Origin of the sequence: Rhodopseudomonas sp. BR0G17 (genome assembly GCF_010907025.1) — a bacterium.
Lineage (GTDB): Bacteria > Pseudomonadota > Alphaproteobacteria > Rhizobiales > Xanthobacteraceae > Rhodopseudomonas > Rhodopseudomonas palustris_H.
Genome location: NZ_QUML01000028.1, coordinates 42737 through 61281, shown reverse-complemented (window position 1 = coordinate 61281; position 18545 = coordinate 42737). Strand labels below are relative to the sequence as shown.

At 66.2% G+C, this 18545-nt stretch carries 15 protein-coding genes; 9 read left to right on the top strand and 6 right to left on the bottom strand.

What is annotated here, in order from left to right; genetic code table 11:
- Positions 1-219 precede the first annotated feature (219 nt).
- Both DY467_RS19345 and DY467_RS19340 read right to left on the bottom strand, forming a co-directional pair.
- Positions 220-1770, bottom strand: a complete 1551-nt coding sequence (locus DY467_RS19345) for an AMP-binding protein (RefSeq protein WP_164638331.1) — start codon at positions 1768-1770, stop codon at positions 220-222.
- 165 nt (positions 1771-1935) lie between these two features.
- Positions 1936-3078 (bottom strand): iron-containing alcohol dehydrogenase, encoded by a 1143-nt coding sequence (locus DY467_RS19340; RefSeq protein ID WP_349627664.1) that lies wholly within the window; start codon positions 3076-3078, stop codon positions 1936-1938.
- A gap of 278 nt (positions 3079-3356) precedes the next feature.
- On the opposite strand from DY467_RS19340, the gene DY467_RS19335 reads away from it, so the two are divergent.
- From DY467_RS19335 to DY467_RS19295, 9 genes are all read left to right on the top strand, one after another.
- The gene (locus tag DY467_RS19335; RefSeq protein ID WP_012497916.1) at positions 3357-4232 is read left to right on the top strand and encodes an S-methyl-5'-thioadenosine phosphorylase; all 876 of its coding nucleotides are present in this window, start codon (positions 3357-3359) and stop codon (positions 4230-4232) included.
- Between the two features lie 111 nt (positions 4233-4343).
- Positions 4344-5468, top strand: coding sequence for an S-methyl-5-thioribose-1-phosphate isomerase (mtnA, locus tag DY467_RS19330; RefSeq protein WP_164638327.1), 1125 nt, complete (start codon positions 4344-4346; stop codon positions 5466-5468).
- Positions 5469-5650: 182 nt separating this feature from the next.
- Positions 5651-5959, top strand: coding sequence for a hypothetical protein (locus tag DY467_RS19325; protein ID WP_011160351.1), 309 nt, complete (start codon positions 5651-5653; stop codon positions 5957-5959).
- An 82-nt stretch (positions 5960-6041) separates the two neighbouring features.
- On the top strand, positions 6042-6380 hold the full coding sequence (locus tag DY467_RS19320; RefSeq protein ID WP_107346344.1) for a PepSY domain-containing protein: 339 nt from the start codon (positions 6042-6044) through the stop codon (positions 6378-6380).
- A complete protein-coding gene (locus DY467_RS19315; RefSeq protein WP_107346761.1) occupies positions 6380-7045 on the top strand; it encodes a response regulator transcription factor in 666 nt (221 codons plus the stop codon). The genes DY467_RS19320 and DY467_RS19315 overlap by 1 nt, the downstream gene beginning before the upstream one ends.
- Positions 7042-8418: a sensor histidine kinase gene (locus tag DY467_RS19310; protein WP_164638325.1), complete on the top strand. Its 1377-nt coding sequence runs from the start codon at positions 7042-7044 to the stop codon at positions 8416-8418. The genes DY467_RS19315 and DY467_RS19310 overlap by 4 nt, the downstream gene beginning before the upstream one ends.
- A gap of 88 nt (positions 8419-8506) precedes the next feature.
- The gene (htpG, locus tag DY467_RS19305) at positions 8507-10387 is read left to right on the top strand and encodes a molecular chaperone HtpG (protein WP_164638323.1); all 1881 of its coding nucleotides are present in this window, start codon (positions 8507-8509) and stop codon (positions 10385-10387) included.
- Between the two features lie 87 nt (positions 10388-10474).
- Positions 10475-12160, top strand: coding sequence for an outer membrane beta-barrel protein (locus DY467_RS19300; RefSeq protein WP_164638321.1), 1686 nt, complete (start codon positions 10475-10477; stop codon positions 12158-12160).
- 85 nt (positions 12161-12245) lie between these two features.
- Complete coding sequence (locus DY467_RS19295; protein ID WP_164638319.1) at positions 12246-13439, top strand: ABC transporter substrate-binding protein; 1194 nt, start codon at positions 12246-12248, stop codon at positions 13437-13439.
- A 191-nt stretch (positions 13440-13630) separates the two neighbouring features.
- Here the strand turns inward: DY467_RS19295 and DY467_RS19290 are convergent, their stop codons facing one another.
- The 4 genes from DY467_RS19290 to DY467_RS19275 all read right to left on the bottom strand — a co-directional run bounded on the left by DY467_RS19290 (position 13631) and on the right by DY467_RS19275 (position 18284).
- Positions 13631-14023 carry an MAPEG family protein gene (locus DY467_RS19290; protein WP_107346339.1) on the bottom strand — a complete coding sequence of 131 codons (393 nt, stop codon included), beginning with the start codon at positions 14021-14023 and terminating at the stop codon, positions 13631-13633.
- A gap of 67 nt (positions 14024-14090) precedes the next feature.
- Entirely contained in the window at positions 14091-15179 is a 1089-nt protein-coding gene (locus DY467_RS19285) for a lipocalin-like domain-containing protein (RefSeq protein WP_164638317.1), read from the bottom strand.
- On the bottom strand, positions 15169-17634 hold the full coding sequence (locus DY467_RS19280; RefSeq protein ID WP_164638315.1) for an FtsX-like permease family protein: 2466 nt from the start codon (positions 17632-17634) through the stop codon (positions 15169-15171). The genes DY467_RS19285 and DY467_RS19280 overlap by 11 nt, the downstream gene beginning before the upstream one ends.
- Positions 17631-18284 carry an ABC transporter ATP-binding protein gene (locus tag DY467_RS19275; RefSeq protein ID WP_164638314.1) on the bottom strand — a complete coding sequence of 218 codons (654 nt, stop codon included), beginning with the start codon at positions 18282-18284 and terminating at the stop codon, positions 17631-17633. Before DY467_RS19275 ends, DY467_RS19280 begins: the two co-directional genes overlap by 4 nt.
- Between the last annotated feature and the right edge of the window lie 261 nt (positions 18285-18545).

Here is an 18545-nt window from a genome sequence, read left to right as displayed (position 1 = left end):
CACAGCGCGCCCCCTCTCCCGCGCGCGGGAGAGGGTTGGGGTGAGGGCGCTCCGAGCAGTGAGACCGCGACTCGCGGAGAGGATGTCCTTACCCAATCGCTGCGCCGTGCTGCTGAGGGAAGGCTTTTCGGAACAACGTAAGTCAGTGCTTGTGTCGCCCTCACCCCAGCCCTCTCCCGCAAGCGGGAGAGGGAGTGCGCCGTGCTGTGTCGCTCCGCCTCACACGATCCGGCTGTTCTTGTTGCCCCAATAGCGGTCGCGCAGCAGGCGCTTGTAGAGTTTGCCGGTGGGGAGCCGGGGCAGTTCGTCCATGAAGTCGATCGAACGCGGCACCTTCTGTCGCGACAGTGATTGTGCGCAAAAGGCGATCAGTTCGGCGGCGAGGTCGGCACCGGCGGCGACGCCCGGCATCGGTTGCACCACCGCTTTGACCTCCTCGCCGAGATCCTCGTTCGGGACGCCGAACACCGCGGCATCCGCGACCTTGGGGTGAGTGATCAAGAGGTTCTCACACTCCTGCGGATAGATGTTCACCCCGCCCGAGATGATCATGAAGGTGGCACGGTCGGTGAGGTGCAGGTAGCCGTCGTCGTCGACATAGCCGACGTCGCCGACGGTGCTCATGCTGCCGTCTTCCGAGCGGGCTTCCTGGGTCTTCTTCGGGTCGTTGAAGTACTCGAACGGCGTCGCGGTCTTGAACCAGATCTGGCCGGGCGTGCCTTTCGGGCATGGCTTCATGCCGTCGTCGAGGATATGCAGGTCGCCGAACATCACCTTGCCGACCGTGCCGCGATGCGCCAGCCACTCGGCGCTGTTGCAGGCGGTGAAGCCGAGGCCTTCGGTGGCGCCGTAATATTCGTGGATGATCGGTCCCCACCATTCGATCATCTGTTCCTTGACCTGCGGCGGGCAGGGCGCCGCGGCGTGGATTGCCACTTCCAGCGTCGACAGATCGTAGGCCTTCCGCACCTCCTCCGGCAGCTTCAGCATCCGCGAGAACATCGTCGGCACGAGTTGGCTGTGCGTGACCTTGTGCTTCCCGATCAGCGCCAGATACTGCTCCGGATCGAAGTGCTCCATGATGATCACGGTGCCGCCGTCGCGGATGGTGAGGCCGACCGCAGCCTGCGGCGCCGAGTGATACAGCGGCGCGGGCGACAGATAGATCATGCCGTCGCGATACTTCCACAGCATGTTGAGGAAGTGGAACAGCGGCAGCGGTTCGGACGGCGGCTGCTCCGGCAGCGGGCGCAGGATGCCCTTCGGCCGGCCTGTTGTGCCGGACGAATACAGCATCGCAGTGCCGAGGCTTTCGTCGGCGATCGGCGTGTCCGGCAGATCCTTGGTCGCGTCGGCGAGCCCGACGATCCGCTCGCTGTCGCCGTCACCGTCGACCACCACGCACAGCGTGACGTTGGGGCATTCCTTCAGCGCCTCGCGGGCGACGTCGAGCTTGGCTTTCGAGGTGATCAGCGCGCGCGACTCGCTGTTGGTCAGGATGTAGGCGAGCTCGGCCGGCGTCAGGTAGGAGTTGACGCAGGTGTAGTAATAGCCGCTGCGCTCGCCGGCGGCGCACGCCTCGATGTAGCGGTTGTTGTTCTCCATGAAGATCGAATAGTGGTCGAGCCGCCGCAGGCCGTGATTGCGCAACAGATGCGCCAGACGGTTGCTGCGAGCCTCGAGTTCGGCATAGCTCACCGTCTCTCCGGTCGAAGCCATGATGAAAGCGGGGTGGTCGGGGCGGGTCTTCGCGAACTGGCCGGGATACATCGTGCTCCTCGTGCTGATGCGTGCCTGAGCTTCTGGTTTTCCGTCGTCATTGCGAGGAGCGAAGCGACGAAGCAATCCAGCGACGTGCACTGCGCTCCTGGATTGCTTCGCTACGCTCGCAATGACGGTCTCATCGTTGTTGGTCCCGCGAAAGCAGGCGCGTCTTCACGCCGCGAGCTCCAGGATCTCGCGGACCTGCGCCGGTCCATCGATCGGGCGCGGATTGCGCGGCACCCATGGGGTGGCCATTGCCTGGTTGGCGATCCGCTCGAAATGCTCGGGCCCGACGTTCACTTCGCGCAAGCTGCGCGGCATGCCGAGCACCCGGATCAGCGCGTCGAGCACGTCGCCGGCGTCTTCGCCGGGATGTCCCATCGCGGCGGCGACCAGCGCCTGGCGGTCGCGGTTGGCGGACCTGTTCCAGCGCATCACCGCCGGCAGCATGATGCAGGAGGTGTGGCCGTGCGGCACGTCGAACACCGCGCCGAGCACGTAGCCGATGCCGTGGCTGGCACCCATCGGCACGCCGGACGACAGCGCGCCCATCGACAGCCAGGTGCCGATCTGACAATCGAGCCGGGCGTCGAGGTCGGTCGGATCGGCTTTGACCCGCGGCAGCCCCGCGGCGAGCATCGAAAGCCCGCGCAGCGCCTGGGCGTCGCCGTAAGGGTGCGCTTCGCGTGAACAGATCGCTTCGACGCAGTGGTCCACGGCGCGGATGCCGGTCGACAGAAACAGCCATTCCGGCGTGTGCAGGGTAATGGCCGGATCGAGGATCGCGGCGCGCGGCATCGTCAGCGGATGCGCCAGCTTCTCCTTGACCCTGGTGGCCTCGTTGGTGACGCCCGCAATGGCGCTGAATTCGCCGCCCGAGATCGTGGTCGGCACGCTGATCTGCCGGACTTTGGGGGCGACCGGCGCGTTGATGTTGCGGACTCGGTCGATCTCGGCGGCGCTCGAGATGTCGTTGGCGAGGCAGATCTGCACCGCCTTGGCGCCGTCAGTGATCGAGCCGCCGCCGACGGTGACGATGATGTCGGCCTGGATGGCGCGGGCCTGTTCGGTGGCAGCGATGACTGCCGCGCGCGGCGTATGCGCCGGCATCGCGTCGAACACCCCGGCGCAGCGGCTACCGAGCGCATCTTTGATCTTGGCGATTTCATCGGTGGTGCGGTTCAGCGTGCCCGACACCATCAGCAGCGCGCGCTGCGCCCCGATGCGGTCGAGCTGAGCGGCGAGCGCGTCCGCCGCTGGCTGACCGTAGACGACCTCCTCCATGGCGCCGAACACGACGCGTCCAGTCATCACGTTGTTTCTCTCCCCTTGGCCGCTTTTGCGTGGCCTTAGCGATGATCCTAATCCGATCGTCGTAGGTTCGGGAACAGGAAAATTCGTCGCGGCGACGGCCCGTCATGGGCGTGTCCGACAACGCGGTAAGATAAGACGTTTGGCTGATCCGCCGCCGTAAGGGGTTGTCGCTGCCCCGCCCGCATGTTGAATGCGGCGGCAGATTTGTTGTGACGCGTTTTCTTCACGCGAACCGGTGACCACTTCGCTCGAAAACGCTTTCGTCGGGGAGACAGTCCATGACTAAGGCCGTGCTCGGCATTATCGGCGGCTCCGGGATCTATGATTTGCCCGGGCTGGAAGACGTCCGGGAGGAAGCGATCGCGAGCCCGTGGGGGCAGCCGTCTTCCGCGGTGCGGCGCGGCAATATCGCCGGCCTGCCGATCGTGTTCATGCCGCGCCATGACAAGGGCCACCGGCTGTCGCCCTCCGACATCAACTACCGCGCCAATATCGACGTGCTGAAGCGGGCCGGCGTCACCGATCTGATCTCGCTGTCGGCCTGCGGCTCGTTCAAGGAAGAGCTGCCGCCCGGCACCTTCGTGCTGGTCGATCAGTTCGTCGACCGCACCTATAAGCGCGAAAGCTCGTTCTTCGGCAAAGGCTGCGTCGCCCACGTCTCGATGGCGCACCCGGTGAGCCCGCGGCTGCGCATCCACCTTGCGGCTGCGGCGGAGGCCGAGGGCATTCCGGTAGCGCGCGGCGGCACCTATCTGTGCATGGAAGGTCCGCAGTTCTCCAGCTACGCGGAGAGCATGACCTACAAACAGCTCGGCTATTCCGTGATTGGCATGACCAACATGCCGGAGGCCAAGCTCGCCCGTGAGGCGGAAATTTGCTACGCGACGGTGGCGATGGTCACCGATTTCGACTGCTGGCACCCAGACCACGATGCGGTGACGGTGCAGGACATCGTCCGCGTTCTGACCTCCAACGCCGAGAAGGCCAAGAGCTTGGTGGCGCGGCTGGCGCAGGACTTCCCGCGCGAGCACGAGGAGTGCCCGATCGGCTCCGACCGCGCCCTCGATGCCGCGTTCATCACCGCCCCCGAAGCGCGCGATCCGGAACTGCTGAAGAAGCTCGACGCGGTGGCCGGGCGGGTTTTGAAGGCGTAAACCTCGTTATTGCGAGGAGCGGAAGCGACGAAGCAATCCAGTGCTTGGCGTGTGAACTTCTGGATTGCTTCGCTTCGCTTGCAATGACCGATTCGATCTCAGCGAGGCACCATGAAAGTCGACGGCAAGCATACCCGCACGATCTGGCTCGAGGCTGACGGCTGGACCGTCGGCACTATCGATCAGCGCCGGCTGCCGCACGACTACGTGGTGGTGAAGCTGACCAGCTCCGATGAGGCGGCCGATGCGATCCGCACCATGCTGGTGCGCGGCGCGCCGCTGATCGGCGCGACCGCAGCCTACGGCATGGCGCTGGCGATGCGTGAGGATGCCTCCGACGCCGGGCTCGAGGCCGCCTACGCCAAGCTGGTCGCAACCCGGCCGACTGCTATCAATCTGAAGTGGGCGCTCGACGAGATGCGCCGTGCGCTCGCCCCAATTCAGCCGGCGGATCGCGTCGCGGCGGCGTATCGGCGCGCTGGTGAGATCGCCGACGAAGACGTCGCGATCAATCAGGCGATCGGCGCCAGCGGCCTGAAGCTGATCGAGGCGATCGCGGCGACCAAGAAGCCCGGCGAGCGCGTCAATGTGCTGACCCATTGCAACGCCGGCTGGCTCGCCACGGTTGATTGGGGCACGGCCACCGCGCCGATCTATCAGGCGTTCGATGCCGGCATTCCGATCCATGTGTATGCCGACGAGACCCGCCCGCGTAACCAGGGCGCGTCGCTCACCGCCTGGGAGCTCGGCCATCACGGCGTCGACCACACCGTGATTCCGGACAATACCGGGGGCCATCTGATGCAGCACGGGATGGTCGATATCGTCATCGTCGGCACCGACCGCGTCACCGCGGGTGGCGATGTCTGCAACAAGATCGGCACCTATCTGAAGGCGCTGGCGGCGGCCGACAACAAGGTGCCGTTCTATGTCGCGCTGCCGTCGCCGACGATCGACTTCACCATCCACGACGGTGTCCGCGAAATCCCGATCGAGCAGCGCGAGGCCGCGGAAGTGACCGATATGACCGGCCGTACCAGTGACGGGCGGATCGAGACGGTGCGGATCGTGCCGCAGGGCTCCAAGGTCGCCAATTACGGCTTCGACGTCACCCCGGCGCGGCTCGTCACCGGCCTGATCACCGAGCGCGGCGTGCTGAAAGCCGACCGTGCCGCGCTGGCGGCGGCCTTCCCGGAGCGGGTGGCCCAGGCCAAGGAACTCCTGCGGGCGTCCTGAGTTCGTTGGCTACGGCTTTTTGGCCCGGAGCGCACCACCTCACCGGTATTGCTGCCTCGAAACAGCGTGCCGCGCGGCCGATCGCCGCGTAACCCTGTGGAAACGCTCTCGCGCTCGCCACCTTTGTGGCTATGCTGGATTCGCGCCGGAGCCGACCCGCGCGCGCCCCAAGGACTCGTATCATGACCGATCAATCCAGGCCGCCGGAGCGGCCGCGCTATGAGCCGGAGATCATTCCGCCCGGACAGACCCATGATCCGATGGGGACGCGGATCTTCATCGACCAGAACACCACCGAGCACGTCTTCGTCGGCAAAGTCGGCCCGCTCGGCTTGTTTCTGATGGCGCTGGCGATTGGGGCGGTGATTGCGGTGGTGCTCGTGCTGCTGCTCGGGGCGTTCCTGTTGTGGATTCCGGTCGTCGGCCTGCTGATTGCCGCCGGGCTGGTGGCCGGGGTGCTGCGGCCGTTGTTCTCGCGGAATGGCGGCTGACGGCGGGTTTGATCATTGTCAGCGAGCGGTCAGCGGCCGGGCGCCAGACTGGCGGTTTCGAAAGGAGCCGGCCGAAGCACCGATGGGGCGCCCGTTCATTTTCATCTTCGCAGCCCTGATCGCCGCGGCGCCGCTGCCGTCGGCGCGCCTGCTCGCGCATGAGCACAATCACGGCGCCCACGACCACCGCCAGGATCATGACGAAGCCCGCCTCGCCGTCGAGCGCGGCGAAATCCGCCCCCTCGCCGAACTGCTCGGCCAGATTCGCGACAAGCTTCCCGGCGAGATCACCGGCGTCGAGATCGAACGCCACCACGATCAGTGGCTGTACGAATTCATCGTGGTCGACAAGGCCGGCCGGCTGTACGAAGTCTATGTCGATGGGCGCAGTGGCGAGATCCGGCGCACCAAGGAGAAGTGATGCGGGTGCTGGTGGTCGAGGACGACAGCCGGATCGCGTCGGAGCTGGCGCGCGGCCTCGGCGAAGCCGGTTACCTTACCGAGATCGTCGGTGACGGCGAAGAGGCGTGGTTTCGCGGTGATACCGAAGATTACGCCGCCATCATCCTCGACCTCGGTCTGCCCGGGCTCGACGGCCTCACCATCCTGAAGCGCTGGCGCGACAACGGCCGCCTCACACCGGTGCTGATCCTCACCGCTCGCGGAAGCTGGGCCGAACGGGTCGACGGTATCGATGCCGGCGCCGACGACTACCTGCCGAAGCCGTTCCAGATGGAGGAGCTGCTGGCGCGGCTGCGCTCGATCGTGCGGCGCTCGGCCGGCCATGCCTCGTCGGTGGTCACCATCGGCGAGGTCACGCTCGACGAGCGGCAGATGCAGGTCAGCGTCGGCGGCAAGCCGGTGTCGCTGTCGCCGCTGGAGTATCGCCTCGCGTCCTATCTGGTGCTGCATCGCGGCCGGGTGGTGTCGCAATACGAACTGGCAGAGAACATCTACGGCCAGGACGACGCCCATGATTCCAACGCCATCGAGGTGCTGGTCGGCCGGGTTCGCCGCAAGATCGGCACTGAGCTGATCGAGACCCGGCGCGGCTTCGGCTACATCGTGCCGGACGAGCGTCCATGAAGCACAGCTCGCTGCGGCTGCGGTTGATCGCCGGCGGTGCCGCGGCGATCCTGATCGCGCTCAGCATCGCCGGCTTCGCGCTCACCATCCTGTTCGAGCGCCACGTCACCCGCACCATCGCGGACGATCTCGAAGTGTCGCTGAAGCAGCTGCTCGCCGGTATCGAGGCCGGACCGGATGGCCGGCTTGCGGTGGTGCGTCCGCCGACCGATCCGCGGTTCTCCGAGCCGCTGTCCGGGCTGTATTGGCAGGTCGGCGACGACGGTGATCAGCTCGTCCGCTCGCGCTCGCTGTGGGACGACCGGCTGACGGTGCCGATCGATCAGCCCGGCCCCGGGGAGGTGCATCACCACGACATCGCCGGCCCGTTCGGCTCGCGTCTGTCGATCGTCGAGCGCCGCGTGCAGCTCACCATGGGCGGTAAGAGCGTCCCGATCCGGGCCGCGGTGGCGGTCGATCTGGCGCGGGTCGATGCGGCCGGCAAGGCGTTCGCGCGCGATCTCGTGGTCGCGCTCGGCCTGCTCGGCGTGGTGCTGGCGCTCGCCACTTCGGTGCAGGTGATGCTCGGCTTGCGGCCGCTCGCGGCGCTGCGCCGCGACGTCGCCGCGATCCGCTCCGGCCGCAGCAGCCGTCTGCCCGAGGCGGTGCCGGACGAAGTCCGCCCGCTGGTCGAGGAGGTCAACGCGCTATTGGAAGCCCAGGCGCGCGAGATCGAGCGCTCGCGCGACCGCGCCGCCGATCTCGCCCATGGCCTGAAGACGCCGCTCGCGGCGCTCGCCGGCGATGCGGCGCGGCTGCGCGAGCGCGGCGAGGACAAGCTCGCACGCGATATCGAAGCGGTGGGCGCGGCGATGAGCCGGCATGTCGACCGCGAACTGGCGCGGGCCCGGCTGCGCGGTGCGGCACGGCGCGGCGAGAGCGTCGCGGTCGAGCTGTTGCCGCTGGTGCGCTCCCTGGTGACGATCCAGTCGCGCACCCCGGCCGGTCGCGCGATCGACTACGCCATCGAGGTCGCCGACTATGTGGCGGTGCCGATCGAGCGCACCGATCTCGCCGAGGTGCTCGGCAATCTGCTCGACAACGCCACCCGCCACGCCAAGTCCAGGGTCCGAATCGGCACCGCTTGCGGCGCCGACGAATTTTGCATCGTGATCGAAGACGACGGCGAGGGCTTGGACGAAGCGGCGCGCACCGAGGTGCTGTCGCGCGGCATCCGGCTCGATCAGCGCGGCGAGGGCGCCGGGCTGGGTCTTGCCATTGTCCAGGACGTGCTCGACGCCTATGGCTGGGGCCTGCGGCTGTCGCGCTCCGAACTCGGCGGTCTCAAAGCCTGCTGCTGCTCCGCGGTGGCCTCGGCCGGTCCGGGCATCTAGGCCGGCGCGGCGATCTTGCCATCGCGCCCGACAGCGCTATATCCCGGTTTTCCCTCACATTCCTTCTCCAGGACCAGCGACATTCGCCATGACCATGACTGATACCGCCAGCGAGACGAAGCCGTTCCAGGCTGAAGTGGCCGAGCTTTTGAACCTGATGGTGCACTCGGTCTATTCCGAGACCGACATCTTCCTGCGCGAGCTGATTTCGAACGCGTCCGACGCGCTCGACAAGCTGCGCTACGAGTCGATCGCAAAGCCCGAGCTGATGGAAAAGGGCGGCGAGCCGAAGATCCGGATCATCCCGAAGAAGGCGCCCGACACCCTGACGATCGTCGACAACGGCATCGGCATGGACCGTCAGGAGTTGATCGACAATCTCGGCACCATCGCCAAGTCCGGCACCAAATCCTTCATCTCCAAGCTTACCGAGACCAAGGACAGCGCCGGCCTGATCGGCCAGTTCGGCGTCGGCTTCTACGCCGCCTTCATGGTGGCCGATAAGATCACCGTCACCAGCCGCCGCGCCGGCTCCAATGATGTGTGGACCTGGACGTCCGCCGGCGGCGCCGGCTTCGAGATCGCCCCTGCATCCGAAGAGGCGGCGGCGCGAGTCGAGCGCGGCACTGAGATCGTGCTGCACCTGAAGCCTGACGCGTCGAAATATCTCGAAGACTGGCAGATCGAGCGGATCGTCACCGAGTACTCGGACAACATCCAGTTCCCGATCGAGCTGGTGCCGGAAGAGGGCGAGCCGCGTCAGATCAATTCGGCCAGCGCGCTGTGGCAACGCTCGAAGTCGGAGCTGAGCGAGGACGACTACAAGCAGGCCTACAAGCAGATCGCGGGCGCCTTCGACGAGCCGGCGATGACGCTGCATTATCGCGCCGAGGGCCGGCAGTCCTATGCGGTGCTGCTGTTCGCGCCGTCGACCAAGCCGTTCGATCTGTTCGAGCCGGAGCGCAAGGGCAAGATCAAGCTCTATGTCCGCCGCGTCTTTATCACCTCGGAAGCCGAGCTGCTGCCGCCCTATCTGCGCTTCCTGCGCGGGGTGATCGACTCCGAGGATCTGCCGCTCAACCTGTCGCGCGAGATGCTGCAGAAGAATCCGCAACTCGCGCAGATCCGGACCGCGGTGACCGGCAAGGTGATCAGCGAGCTGGAAAACCTCGCCGAGAAGAAGCCGGAGGACTTCACCAAGATCTGGGATTCGTTCGGCCCGGTGCTGAAGGAAGGCCTCTACGAGGACTTCGAGCGCCGCGGGAAGCTGCTGTCGCTGGCCCGCTTCACCACCACGGTCGGCGAGAAGCGCTCGCTGAAGCAGTATGTCGAGGCGATGAAGGAGAACCAGACCGAGATCTACTATCTGGTCGGCGACTCGCTGGAACGGCTGAAGTCCAACCCGAAGCTGGAATCAGCCACCGCGCGCGGCATCGAAGTGCTGCTGCTGACCGATCCGGTCGATGCGTTCTGGACCTCCGCGCAGCTCGATTTCGGCGGCAAGCCGCTGAAGTCGCTGAGCCAGGGCGACGTCAATTTCGATCTGATCCCGAAGCTGGACCAGGACAAGGACACGAAGGACGAGGCCAAGGCCGACGAGGCGACCGTGATCGCGGTGATCAAGGACGCGCTCGGCGATCGCGTCTCCGACGTCAAGGCCTCGCAGCGGCTGACGTCGAGCGCATCGTGTCTGGTCGCGGGCGGCATGGGTCCGGATCGCGAGCTCGAGAAGCTGCTGGCGCGCGCCAACAAGGGCGCCGGCTCCAAGCCGATCCTCGAGATCAATCTGCAGCATCCGCTGGTTGCGACGCTCGGCGATACCAAGACCGACAAGGCGGAAGCCGCCGATCTTGCGTTCTTGCTGCTCGAACAGGCGCAGATTCTCGACGGCGAACTGCCCGAAGATCCCGCCGCCTTCGCCAGCCGGCTCAACCGGCTGGTGCTGCGTGGCGTGGTTGCGCATGGTTAGCAGCTAGCTAACAAACAGGGTTACCACTTTTTTAATCCCTAGCGCGCACTCTGCTCGGCATCGTTGTGCCGAGCAGAGTGTGTTGCCATGAGTCGAATCCTTGTTACCGCAGCCATGCTGGCGACGGTAATTGCGCCGGCCACAGCGGCCGACATGCCGCGCTTTCCTCCGCTCATGCCGGTGGCGCCGGTGTCGTGGAATTGGGCCGGCCTGTACTGGGGCGTGCATGTCGGCGGCAGCTTCGGTTCGTCGAGCTTCAGCGACCCTGCCGGCCCCGGTCTTTACGGCGGCAGCGTTCGCAGCCCGGCGGCACTTGCCGGCATCCAGGTCGGCTACAACTATCAACCGAACGCAAATTGGCTGATCGGCGTCGAGGCCGATCTCAGTTCGATGAACGCCAAGGGCACCAACACCTGCATGGCGTCGTCGGGGTTGTTCGTTTCGTCCAATTGCCGCGTCCGCCAGGATGCACTGGCGACGCTGACCGGCCGTGCGGGCTTCGTCACCGGGGCGGCCGGCCGCACGCTGCTCTACGCCAAAGGCGGCGCGGCTTTCCTGAGTGAACGGCTCGACATCGCCGTCGGCTATCCGCTCGGCAACTCGACCGACGTCAACGACGGTCGTTGGGGCTGGACCGTCGGCGCCGGCATCGAACGGGCGCTCGCGCCGGCCTGGTCGGTGAAGCTCGAATACAACTATGCCGATTTCGGCAGTCGTGACATGGCGACGCCGGGCAGCGAACGGATGGTACCGGGCGTCGGTCTTTTCGCCACGCCGCCCGGCACCAGTAAGGTCGAGCAGGACCTGCATGCGGTAAAGGTCGGCCTCAATCTGAAATTCGGCGGCGATGTCGACGCACGCTTCGACGACTATCATCTGCGCGGCTCCCAAGCCGGGATCGATGTCGTCGAACGCGGCGCGGTCGAGGTCGGCGGTCGCGTCTGGTACAGTTCGGGGCGCTTCCAGAAGGATCTCGGGGCGACCTTCGATCAGGGCACTCAGAATGTCCTGGTCTCGCGATTGACCTATCAAAGCACCGCCGCATCGGGCGAGGCTTTCGGTCGCGTCGATGGTCCCTACGATACCTTCCTCAAAGGCTTCGCCGGCGGCGGCACCCTGCTGAGTGGACATATGAACGACGAGGACTGGATCGCCACCGACGGCATCCCCTATTCGAATACGTTGTCCGATCCGGTCAAGGGCAGCATCGCCTATGCGACGCTCGATGTCGGTTACAATCTGCTACGCGGGTCCGACTACAAGTTCGGCGGGTTCGTGGGTTACAATTACTATCGCGAGAACAAATCAGCCTATGGCTGCATTCAGACCGCGGGCGCCACGTCGCTGGTCTGTGCTCGACCGATTTCGGCTGCCGTTCTCGCTATCACCCAGAATGACACCTGGCACTCGCTGCGGGTCGGCCTCAACGGTGAGATCGGGCTTGGCCGTGGGTTTAAGCTCTCGGCCGATGCGGCCTATCTGCCCTATGTGAAGACGTTCGGAACCGACACTCATTTGCTGCGCACGGATGTCACCGACAAGGTCTCGCCGTCGCAGGGCACCGGGCAGGGCGTTCAGCTCGAAGCCATCCTGTCGTATCAGTTGAACAGCGCTTTCAGCATTGGCGCCGGCGCGCGGTATTGGGCGATGTGGGCGACCACCAACGCCTACACCAACATCTTCGGCACGGAGTGTCCCTGTCAGACCCAGCCGGCACGCACCGAGCGCTATGGAACCTTCTTGCAAGCGGCTTACAAATTCGACGCCTTGTAACGATTGCCATTGCTGCACAATCCGCTGGGCAGCGGCAATTTTCCTAACTAAGCTGCGCGCCAACCAAAACACTGGGAGGCACGCCATGAAACTCAAACTTCTTTCGGCCGCGCTCGCGGCCACCGCCCTTGTCGCCGTCACGCCGGCCTCGGCGCAGGGCGTCAAGATCGGCATTCTCAACGATCAGTCCGGCGTCTATGCCGACTACGGCGGCAAGTGGTCGCTCGAAGCCGCCAAGATGGCGGTCGAGGATTTCGGCGGCGAAGTGCTCGGCCAGAAGATCGAGCTGATCTCCGCCGACCATCAGAACAAGCCCGACAACGCCGTGGCGATCGCGCGCAAATGGTACGACGTCGACGGCGTCGACATGATCACCGAACTCACCACCTCGTCGGTGGCGCTGGCGATCCAGGATCTGTCGAAGGAAAAGAAGAAGATCGACATCGTGGTCGGCGCCGCGACCTCGCGGATCACCGGCGATGCCTGCCAGCCTTACGGGTTCCATTGGGCGTTCGACACCCATGCGCTCGCGGTCGGAACCGGCGGTGCGCTGGTGAAGGCCGGCGGCGACACCTGGTTCTTCCTCACCGCCGACTACGCGTTCGGCTACGCGCTGGAGAAGGACACCAGCGAGATCGTGCTGGCGAGCGGCGGCAAGGTGCTCGGCTCGGTGCGGCATCCGCTGAATTCGTCGGACTTCTCCTCGTTCCTGCTGCAGGCGCAGGCTTCCAAGGCCAAGGTCGTCGGTCTCGCCAATGCCGGCCTCGACACCGCCAACTCGATCAAGCAGGCCTCCGAATTCGGCATCGTCGCCGGCGGCCAGAAACTGGCGGGGCTGTTGATGACGCTGGCCGAAGTGAACGGCCTCGGCCTCAAGGCGGCGCAGGGGCTGGTGCTGACCGAAGCCTATTATTGGGACCGCGACGACAAATCGCGCGAGTTCGCCGAACGCTTCTTCAAGCGCACCAACCGGATGCCGAGCATGATCCAGGCCGGCACCTATTCGGCGACGCTGTCCTATCTGAAGGCGGTGAAGGCCGCCGGCACCAAGGACACCGATGCGGTGGCCAAGAAGCTGAAGGAACTCCCGGTCGACGATGCGTTCGCGTCCGGCAAGGTGCTGGCCAACGGCCGCTTCGTCCACGACATGTATCTGTTCGAGGTGAAGAAGCCGGAAGAGTCGAAGAAGCCGTGGGATTACTACAAGCTGCTCGCCACCGTGCCGGGCGACAAGGCATTCCCCACAGCGGCCGAGAGCGGCTGCCCGCTGACCAAGTAAGCGCTCGATCGAGCCTTTGTAGTGAGAGCCGGCGCCGAGCGCTGCGCAACCTCTCCCGCTTGCGGGAGAGGTCGGATCGCGCAGCGATCCGGGTGAGGGCACTCCTCTCGGCGGATCGCTGAGTTACTGCCTGGGGCGCCCTCACCCCAACCCTCTCCCGCAAGCGGGAGAGGGAGCTCGCTATGCTCGGATCAAGCCCCCAACATCTGGTGCACGACGCCGTACACCGAACCGCCCCACAGGAAGGCGGTCGCCACCATCTGCACCGCAAAGCCGAGGCCGCGTTTCTCGGGCGCTTCGGCATAGCCCAGCATGTAGAGTATCCGCCCGATGATCCACACCGCGCCCGCCGCGGCCGCGAAGGCGTCGCTCAGATAGTACGCGAACAGCCACAGCGACGGCAGGAAGATCGGCATCCATTCCAGCGTATTGGCCTGCACGCGAAACACCCGCTCGAAATCCGGGTGGCCGGAGATCGCCGGCGCCTTGACGCCATACAGCATCCGCGCGCGCGCGACCTGCACCGAGGTGTAGAAATAGAACATCAACGCCAGAAGGGTGGCGATCGTGGTGTAATGAAACATCCAAGGGCTCCCAGACTAGGTTCGTTCTTGCCCGGCTTGATGGCCGCCGGTTGTGCGCAGCTTGAACTCAATATCCTGTCATCTCAAGATACCCGAAGCCGCTCCGGTTACCGTTGAACGCAATCGGCCCTTCCCAATACGGGAAGCTGGTCCCCATCCAGCTTTTCGGATTGAGCGGCGTGGTCTCGATCGCAAGGTCATGCCCGGCGACGGCCACGCGCCAGCGCGTCGGCAGCTGGCGCGTCCCAATCGTGGTGACGCCGAGCGGTTCGAGCCGGATCTGATCCGGTGACAGCGGCATGGAGCGGCCGTCGGTGCCGATCCAATTGCCGGCGAAGTAGTTGCTGCCGTCGCGCTGCCGCAGCCGAAACAGCATCACCTTCTCGCCGGAGGATAGATGCAGCGAGAACCAGTCCCAGCCGGTCTGGTCGGAAGCGAGCGGCTGGCTCGACCATTCGCGGTCCATCCAGGCCGATCCCTCGACCGCAATGGAGCGGCCGTCGAGCGTCAGCGTGCCGGACGCCGTGAAATACGGCTGGCTGTAGTAGTACGACGCCTGGCCGCGATCGGACTTGCGCGAGTAGCCGTTGTCGCCCTGCAGCACCAGCGGCCGATCGGCACTCAGCCGCAATGCGTAGCTGAAATCGGTGCCGCGCGCGGTCACCGTGACCGGCGACAGCGTCGCTGGGGCCAGCGATGGATCGCCCTGCATCCCCCAATCATCGATCACGGCCTTGAACGGCGAAGCCTCGACCCCTGCGACGCCGACCCCGCCGCGCGAAAACTTCTCGGCGAAACGATGGATGTCGGCGCTGGTGACGGCAGCATGTGCCATCCAGATCTGCTGGTTGGCCCAACCGCTGCGTTGCGGGCCCGGCGTCATGGCCTGGCGGAACAGGGTCCACTGTGCCCCATAGGCGTTGCCGGCGGCGTCCTTCAGATTGGCCGTGAGGTACCACCACTCGATCCGGAAATCCGGATGCGGACCATGATCGCCGGGAAACGCCAGCGTGCGGCCAGGCACTACGGGAGCAAATCCGCCGGCGTCGCTGCCGAGGCCGGCAAAGCTCTGCGCCCACGCCCGCGGTGAGGCGAGAGACGCAGCAACAAGGCCGCCGGTGAAGACACGGCGGCTGATCCGGCCTCTAGCGCTCATCGGCAAACACCTTCACCAGTCGCGCCGGCTGCATCCGCATCAGCTTCAGGATCGGCAGCGCCGCCGCCAACAGCGTCGCCAATAGAGCGACGCCGACCAGCTTGGCCAGTTCGAACGGAAACACCTCGAACGGCAGCCGCCAGCCGAATGCTTTGACGTTGACCACCGCGATCAGGCACCACGCCACCATCAGCCCGAGCGGCAGCGCCACCAGCGCGGTGATCGCCGCCATCGCCAGCGTCTTCGTCAGTTCGATCAGCGCCAGCCGGCGGCGGGTGATGCCGATCGCCCACAGCGGCGCGACCTGCGGCAGCCGCGAGGCGCCCAGCGTTAGCAGGCTGGTCAGCAGCGCCACGCCCGCAATGCCGAGCGTGAAAGCGTTGAGCGCGGTGGTGACTGCGAAAGTGCGGCTGAAGATCTGCTTGGAGATCGCCTTCAGGGTCGACTGATCCGCGAGGCTGCGCTCCCCGAGCGCGAAGCTGCTGCGCAGGTCGGCGATCAGCGCCGGCACCTGAGCAGGATCGACCCGCAGCCCGAACCTGGTCTTGGCCACGTCGGGGAAATGCGTCACCAGCGCGCCGAACGCCACGCCGAGCTGGCCGCGCGGATTGCCGTAGTCGGCATAGATCCCCACGACCTCCACAGGCCACAGGCCGCGGTCGCTCGGCACTACGATGTGGTCGCCGAGCTTGACGCCCAGCCGGCGCCACAGCTGTTCGCTGACCAGCGCCGCATCGCCGCGTGCGACGCGGTCCCAGACATCTGTGGTGTGCTCGAGCAGCGGCCAGTGATCACGATAGGTCGCATCGTCGGCGAAGCCGATCAGCTCCACTGGCTGGCCCTGCAGCTTCACCTCGGCACGCGCACCGGGCAGCAGAGACCTGACTTCGGGACGCCCCTTCAGCCAAGCCTTGATCTCGGTCGCCTGCTGATCGGTGGCCGCATTGAGATAGACCTCCGCGGCGAGCCGGCCGTCGAGCCAGCGCTGGAAGGTGCGGCTGAAGCTTTCCACCATGGTGCCGACGCCGACATTGACGCCGAGCGCCAGCAGCAGCGCCATCAGCGCCAGCGACAGGCCGGAGAGCTGCAGCCGGCTGTCGGCCCAGAACCACGTCGTCAGCGGCCCGCGCGCCAGCTTCTCGCCGAGCGCCAGCACCAGCCCGAGGATCGCCGGCAGGCCGAGCGCGGCGCCGAGCAGGATCGCGGCAAGCACCGCAAAGCCCGACAGCAGCGAGTCGCCGAACCACAGGAATCCGAAGCCGGCGGCGAACACCGCGAGCGCGGCTGCGCCCTGCACGATCAGCCAGCGATACTGCGCCTGCTGCCATGCGTAAGGCTGCGCAGCGGCGAGCACGGGCAGCCGCGCCGCCTTGACCAGCGCTGCGGAGGCAGCCGCGAGGGTGCCGAGAATGCTGATGGCGATGCCGGCGAGCCACCACTCTGGCCGCAGCGACAGCTCGCCGGGAATCTGCGCACCGTACAGGCCGCGCAAGGTGGCGGCGACGTCGGGCAGCAGCGTCGCGGCGATCAGATAGCCGCAGACCAGGCCGATCAGGCCGGCCAGCAGGGCAATGAGACACAGCTCGATCACCATCACGGCGTTGAGCTGCCGCGCCGAGGCACCGCAGGCCCGCAAGGTGCGCAGCATCGGGCGGCGCTGCTCGAACGCCAGCCCGATCGCCGAATTGACGATGAACAGCCCCACCAAGAATGAGAGCAGCCCGAAGGCGGTGAGGTTGAGGTGGAAGCTGTCAGTGAGGCGCTCGAGTTCGGTCGCCGCATCCGGCTGATCGAGCTGCAGTCTATCGCCGACGATGTCGCGCAGCGGCGGACGCGAACCGCTCGGCTTGCTGCCGAGCAGCAGCCGCGACAGCCGGTCCGGCATGTCGAGCAGCTTCTGCGCAAGGCCGATATCGACCACCAACACGCCGGGGGCGATTTCGGCCTGCGGCTTCAGCGGCGGCAGATGCTGGCCGTTCGGCAGCTCAGGCGTGGCGCCTTCGGCCAGGCCGAATTCGCGCAGCGTCTCCGGCGCGATCAGCGTCTGGCCGGGCGGCAGGATGAAGCCCTGCAGGTCGCCGGTGCCGAGCGCCGGGGCGGTGCGGGCTTCGACCGGCAGCGACAGCGGTTCGACGCCGAGCAGCCGCAGCGACCGGCCGCTGAGCCGGATGGCGCCTTCGACCGCCGGCGACACTTGCCAGCCAGCGCGGCGCAGATCGACATAGAGTTGCTGTGCGAAGCTGCCGCCGTCACGCGCCACCAGCGTCGCGGTGCGGTTGCCGCCGAGCGCCGCGGCAGCGCGGTCGTAGCTGAGGCGCGCCTGCGCGTTCAGCGCCTGCACGCCGCTCCACAAGGCAGTCGCTGAGATCAGCCCGATCGCCAGGGTCGCGAGCTGCATCGGATGCCGTCGCCAGTGGCTGAGCAGCACAGCGAGGATCCACAGCGCGCGCCTCAATGGATCAGCCCCGCATGCAGATGCACCCTGCGATCGAGCATGCCGGCGAGACGTTCGCTGTGCGTCACCATCAGGAAGCCACAGCCGGTGCGGCGGACCAGATCGGTGGCGAGCGCCAGCACATCGTCGGCGGTTGCTTCGTCGAGATTGCCGGTCGGCTCGTCGGCGAGCAGCAGCAGCGGCTTGATCGCCAGCGCGCGGCCGATCGCGACGCGCTGCTGCTGGCCGCCGGAGAGTTGCTCGGGGTAGCGCTTCAGCAAGGCGCCGAGCCCCAGCCGCTCGATCAGCTCGCTGCGCCACGCCTCATCATGGTGGCCGGCGAGGCGGGCCTGGAATACCAGATTGTCGGCGACCGTCAGGCTTGGGATCAGATTGAACTGCTGAAACACCAGGCCGAGCCGCTCGCGGCGGAAGGCGGCGCGCTCGGCGTCCGGCATCGTCGAGATCGTCGCTTCGCCGAAGGTGATGGCGCCGCTGTCGGGCTGATCGAGGCCGGCGATCAGATGCAGCAAGGTCGACTTGCCGCTGCCGGATTCGCCAGTCAGCGCCACGCTCTCACCCGGCTGCACAGCGAGGTCGACGCCGCGCAGCACCGCAACGCGGTCCTGGCCGGACACATAGGATTTGGTGAGACCGGAGACGATCAGCATGGGCGCAGTCCGCGCAGCGTGGCGATCACAGCGCGTCGCACGCGCCGGCGCGATCCGGTCATTCTTGCCTTCCAGTCTGTCGTCATTGGCCTGAAGGATATGGGGCGCGGCGCCGGTCACTCAAGACGACGCGCTGTTGCGCCGCAAACAAGGTTGCGATGCACGCAAGAGTGTCGGCGGCGAATCCCGGATTGCATTCGCGCGGGAACAGCGGCAGCATTGCAAGAGGTTCGCACTAAGCGCGCCATCAAACACGATCCA

What these genes read in the sequence shown, in the direction of transcription:
- DY467_RS19345 (WP_164638331.1), bottom strand. Translation starts at nt 1,770, where the DNA reads ATGTATCCCGGCCAGTTCGCGAAGACCCGCCCCGACCACCCCGCTTTC.
- DY467_RS19335 (WP_012497916.1), top strand. Translation starts at nt 3,357, where the DNA reads ATGACTAAGGCCGTGCTCGGCATTATCGGCGGCTCCGGGATCTATGAT.
- mtnA (WP_164638327.1), top strand. Translation starts at nt 4,344, where the DNA reads ATGAAAGTCGACGGCAAGCATACCCGCACGATCTGGCTCGAGGCTGAC.
- DY467_RS19325 (WP_011160351.1), top strand. Translation starts at nt 5,651, where the DNA reads ATGACCGATCAATCCAGGCCGCCGGAGCGGCCGCGCTATGAGCCGGAG.
- DY467_RS19320 (WP_107346344.1), top strand. Translation starts at nt 6,042, where the DNA reads ATGGGGCGCCCGTTCATTTTCATCTTCGCAGCCCTGATCGCCGCGGCG.
- DY467_RS19315 (WP_107346761.1), top strand. Translation starts at nt 6,380, where the DNA reads ATGCGGGTGCTGGTGGTCGAGGACGACAGCCGGATCGCGTCGGAGCTG.
- DY467_RS19310 (WP_164638325.1), top strand. Translation starts at nt 7,042, where the DNA reads ATGAAGCACAGCTCGCTGCGGCTGCGGTTGATCGCCGGCGGTGCCGCG.
- htpG (WP_164638323.1), top strand. Translation starts at nt 8,507, where the DNA reads ATGACCATGACTGATACCGCCAGCGAGACGAAGCCGTTCCAGGCTGAA.
- DY467_RS19300 (WP_164638321.1), top strand. Translation starts at nt 10,475, where the DNA reads ATGAGTCGAATCCTTGTTACCGCAGCCATGCTGGCGACGGTAATTGCG.
- DY467_RS19295 (WP_164638319.1), top strand. Translation starts at nt 12,246, where the DNA reads ATGAAACTCAAACTTCTTTCGGCCGCGCTCGCGGCCACCGCCCTTGTC.
- DY467_RS19290 (WP_107346339.1), bottom strand. Translation starts at nt 14,023, where the DNA reads ATGTTTCATTACACCACGATCGCCACCCTTCTGGCGTTGATGTTCTAT.
- DY467_RS19285 (WP_164638317.1), bottom strand. Translation starts at nt 15,179, where the DNA reads ATGAGCGCTAGAGGCCGGATCAGCCGCCGTGTCTTCACCGGCGGCCTT.
- DY467_RS19275 (WP_164638314.1), bottom strand. Translation starts at nt 18,284, where the DNA reads ATGCTGATCGTCTCCGGTCTCACCAAATCCTATGTGTCCGGCCAGGAC.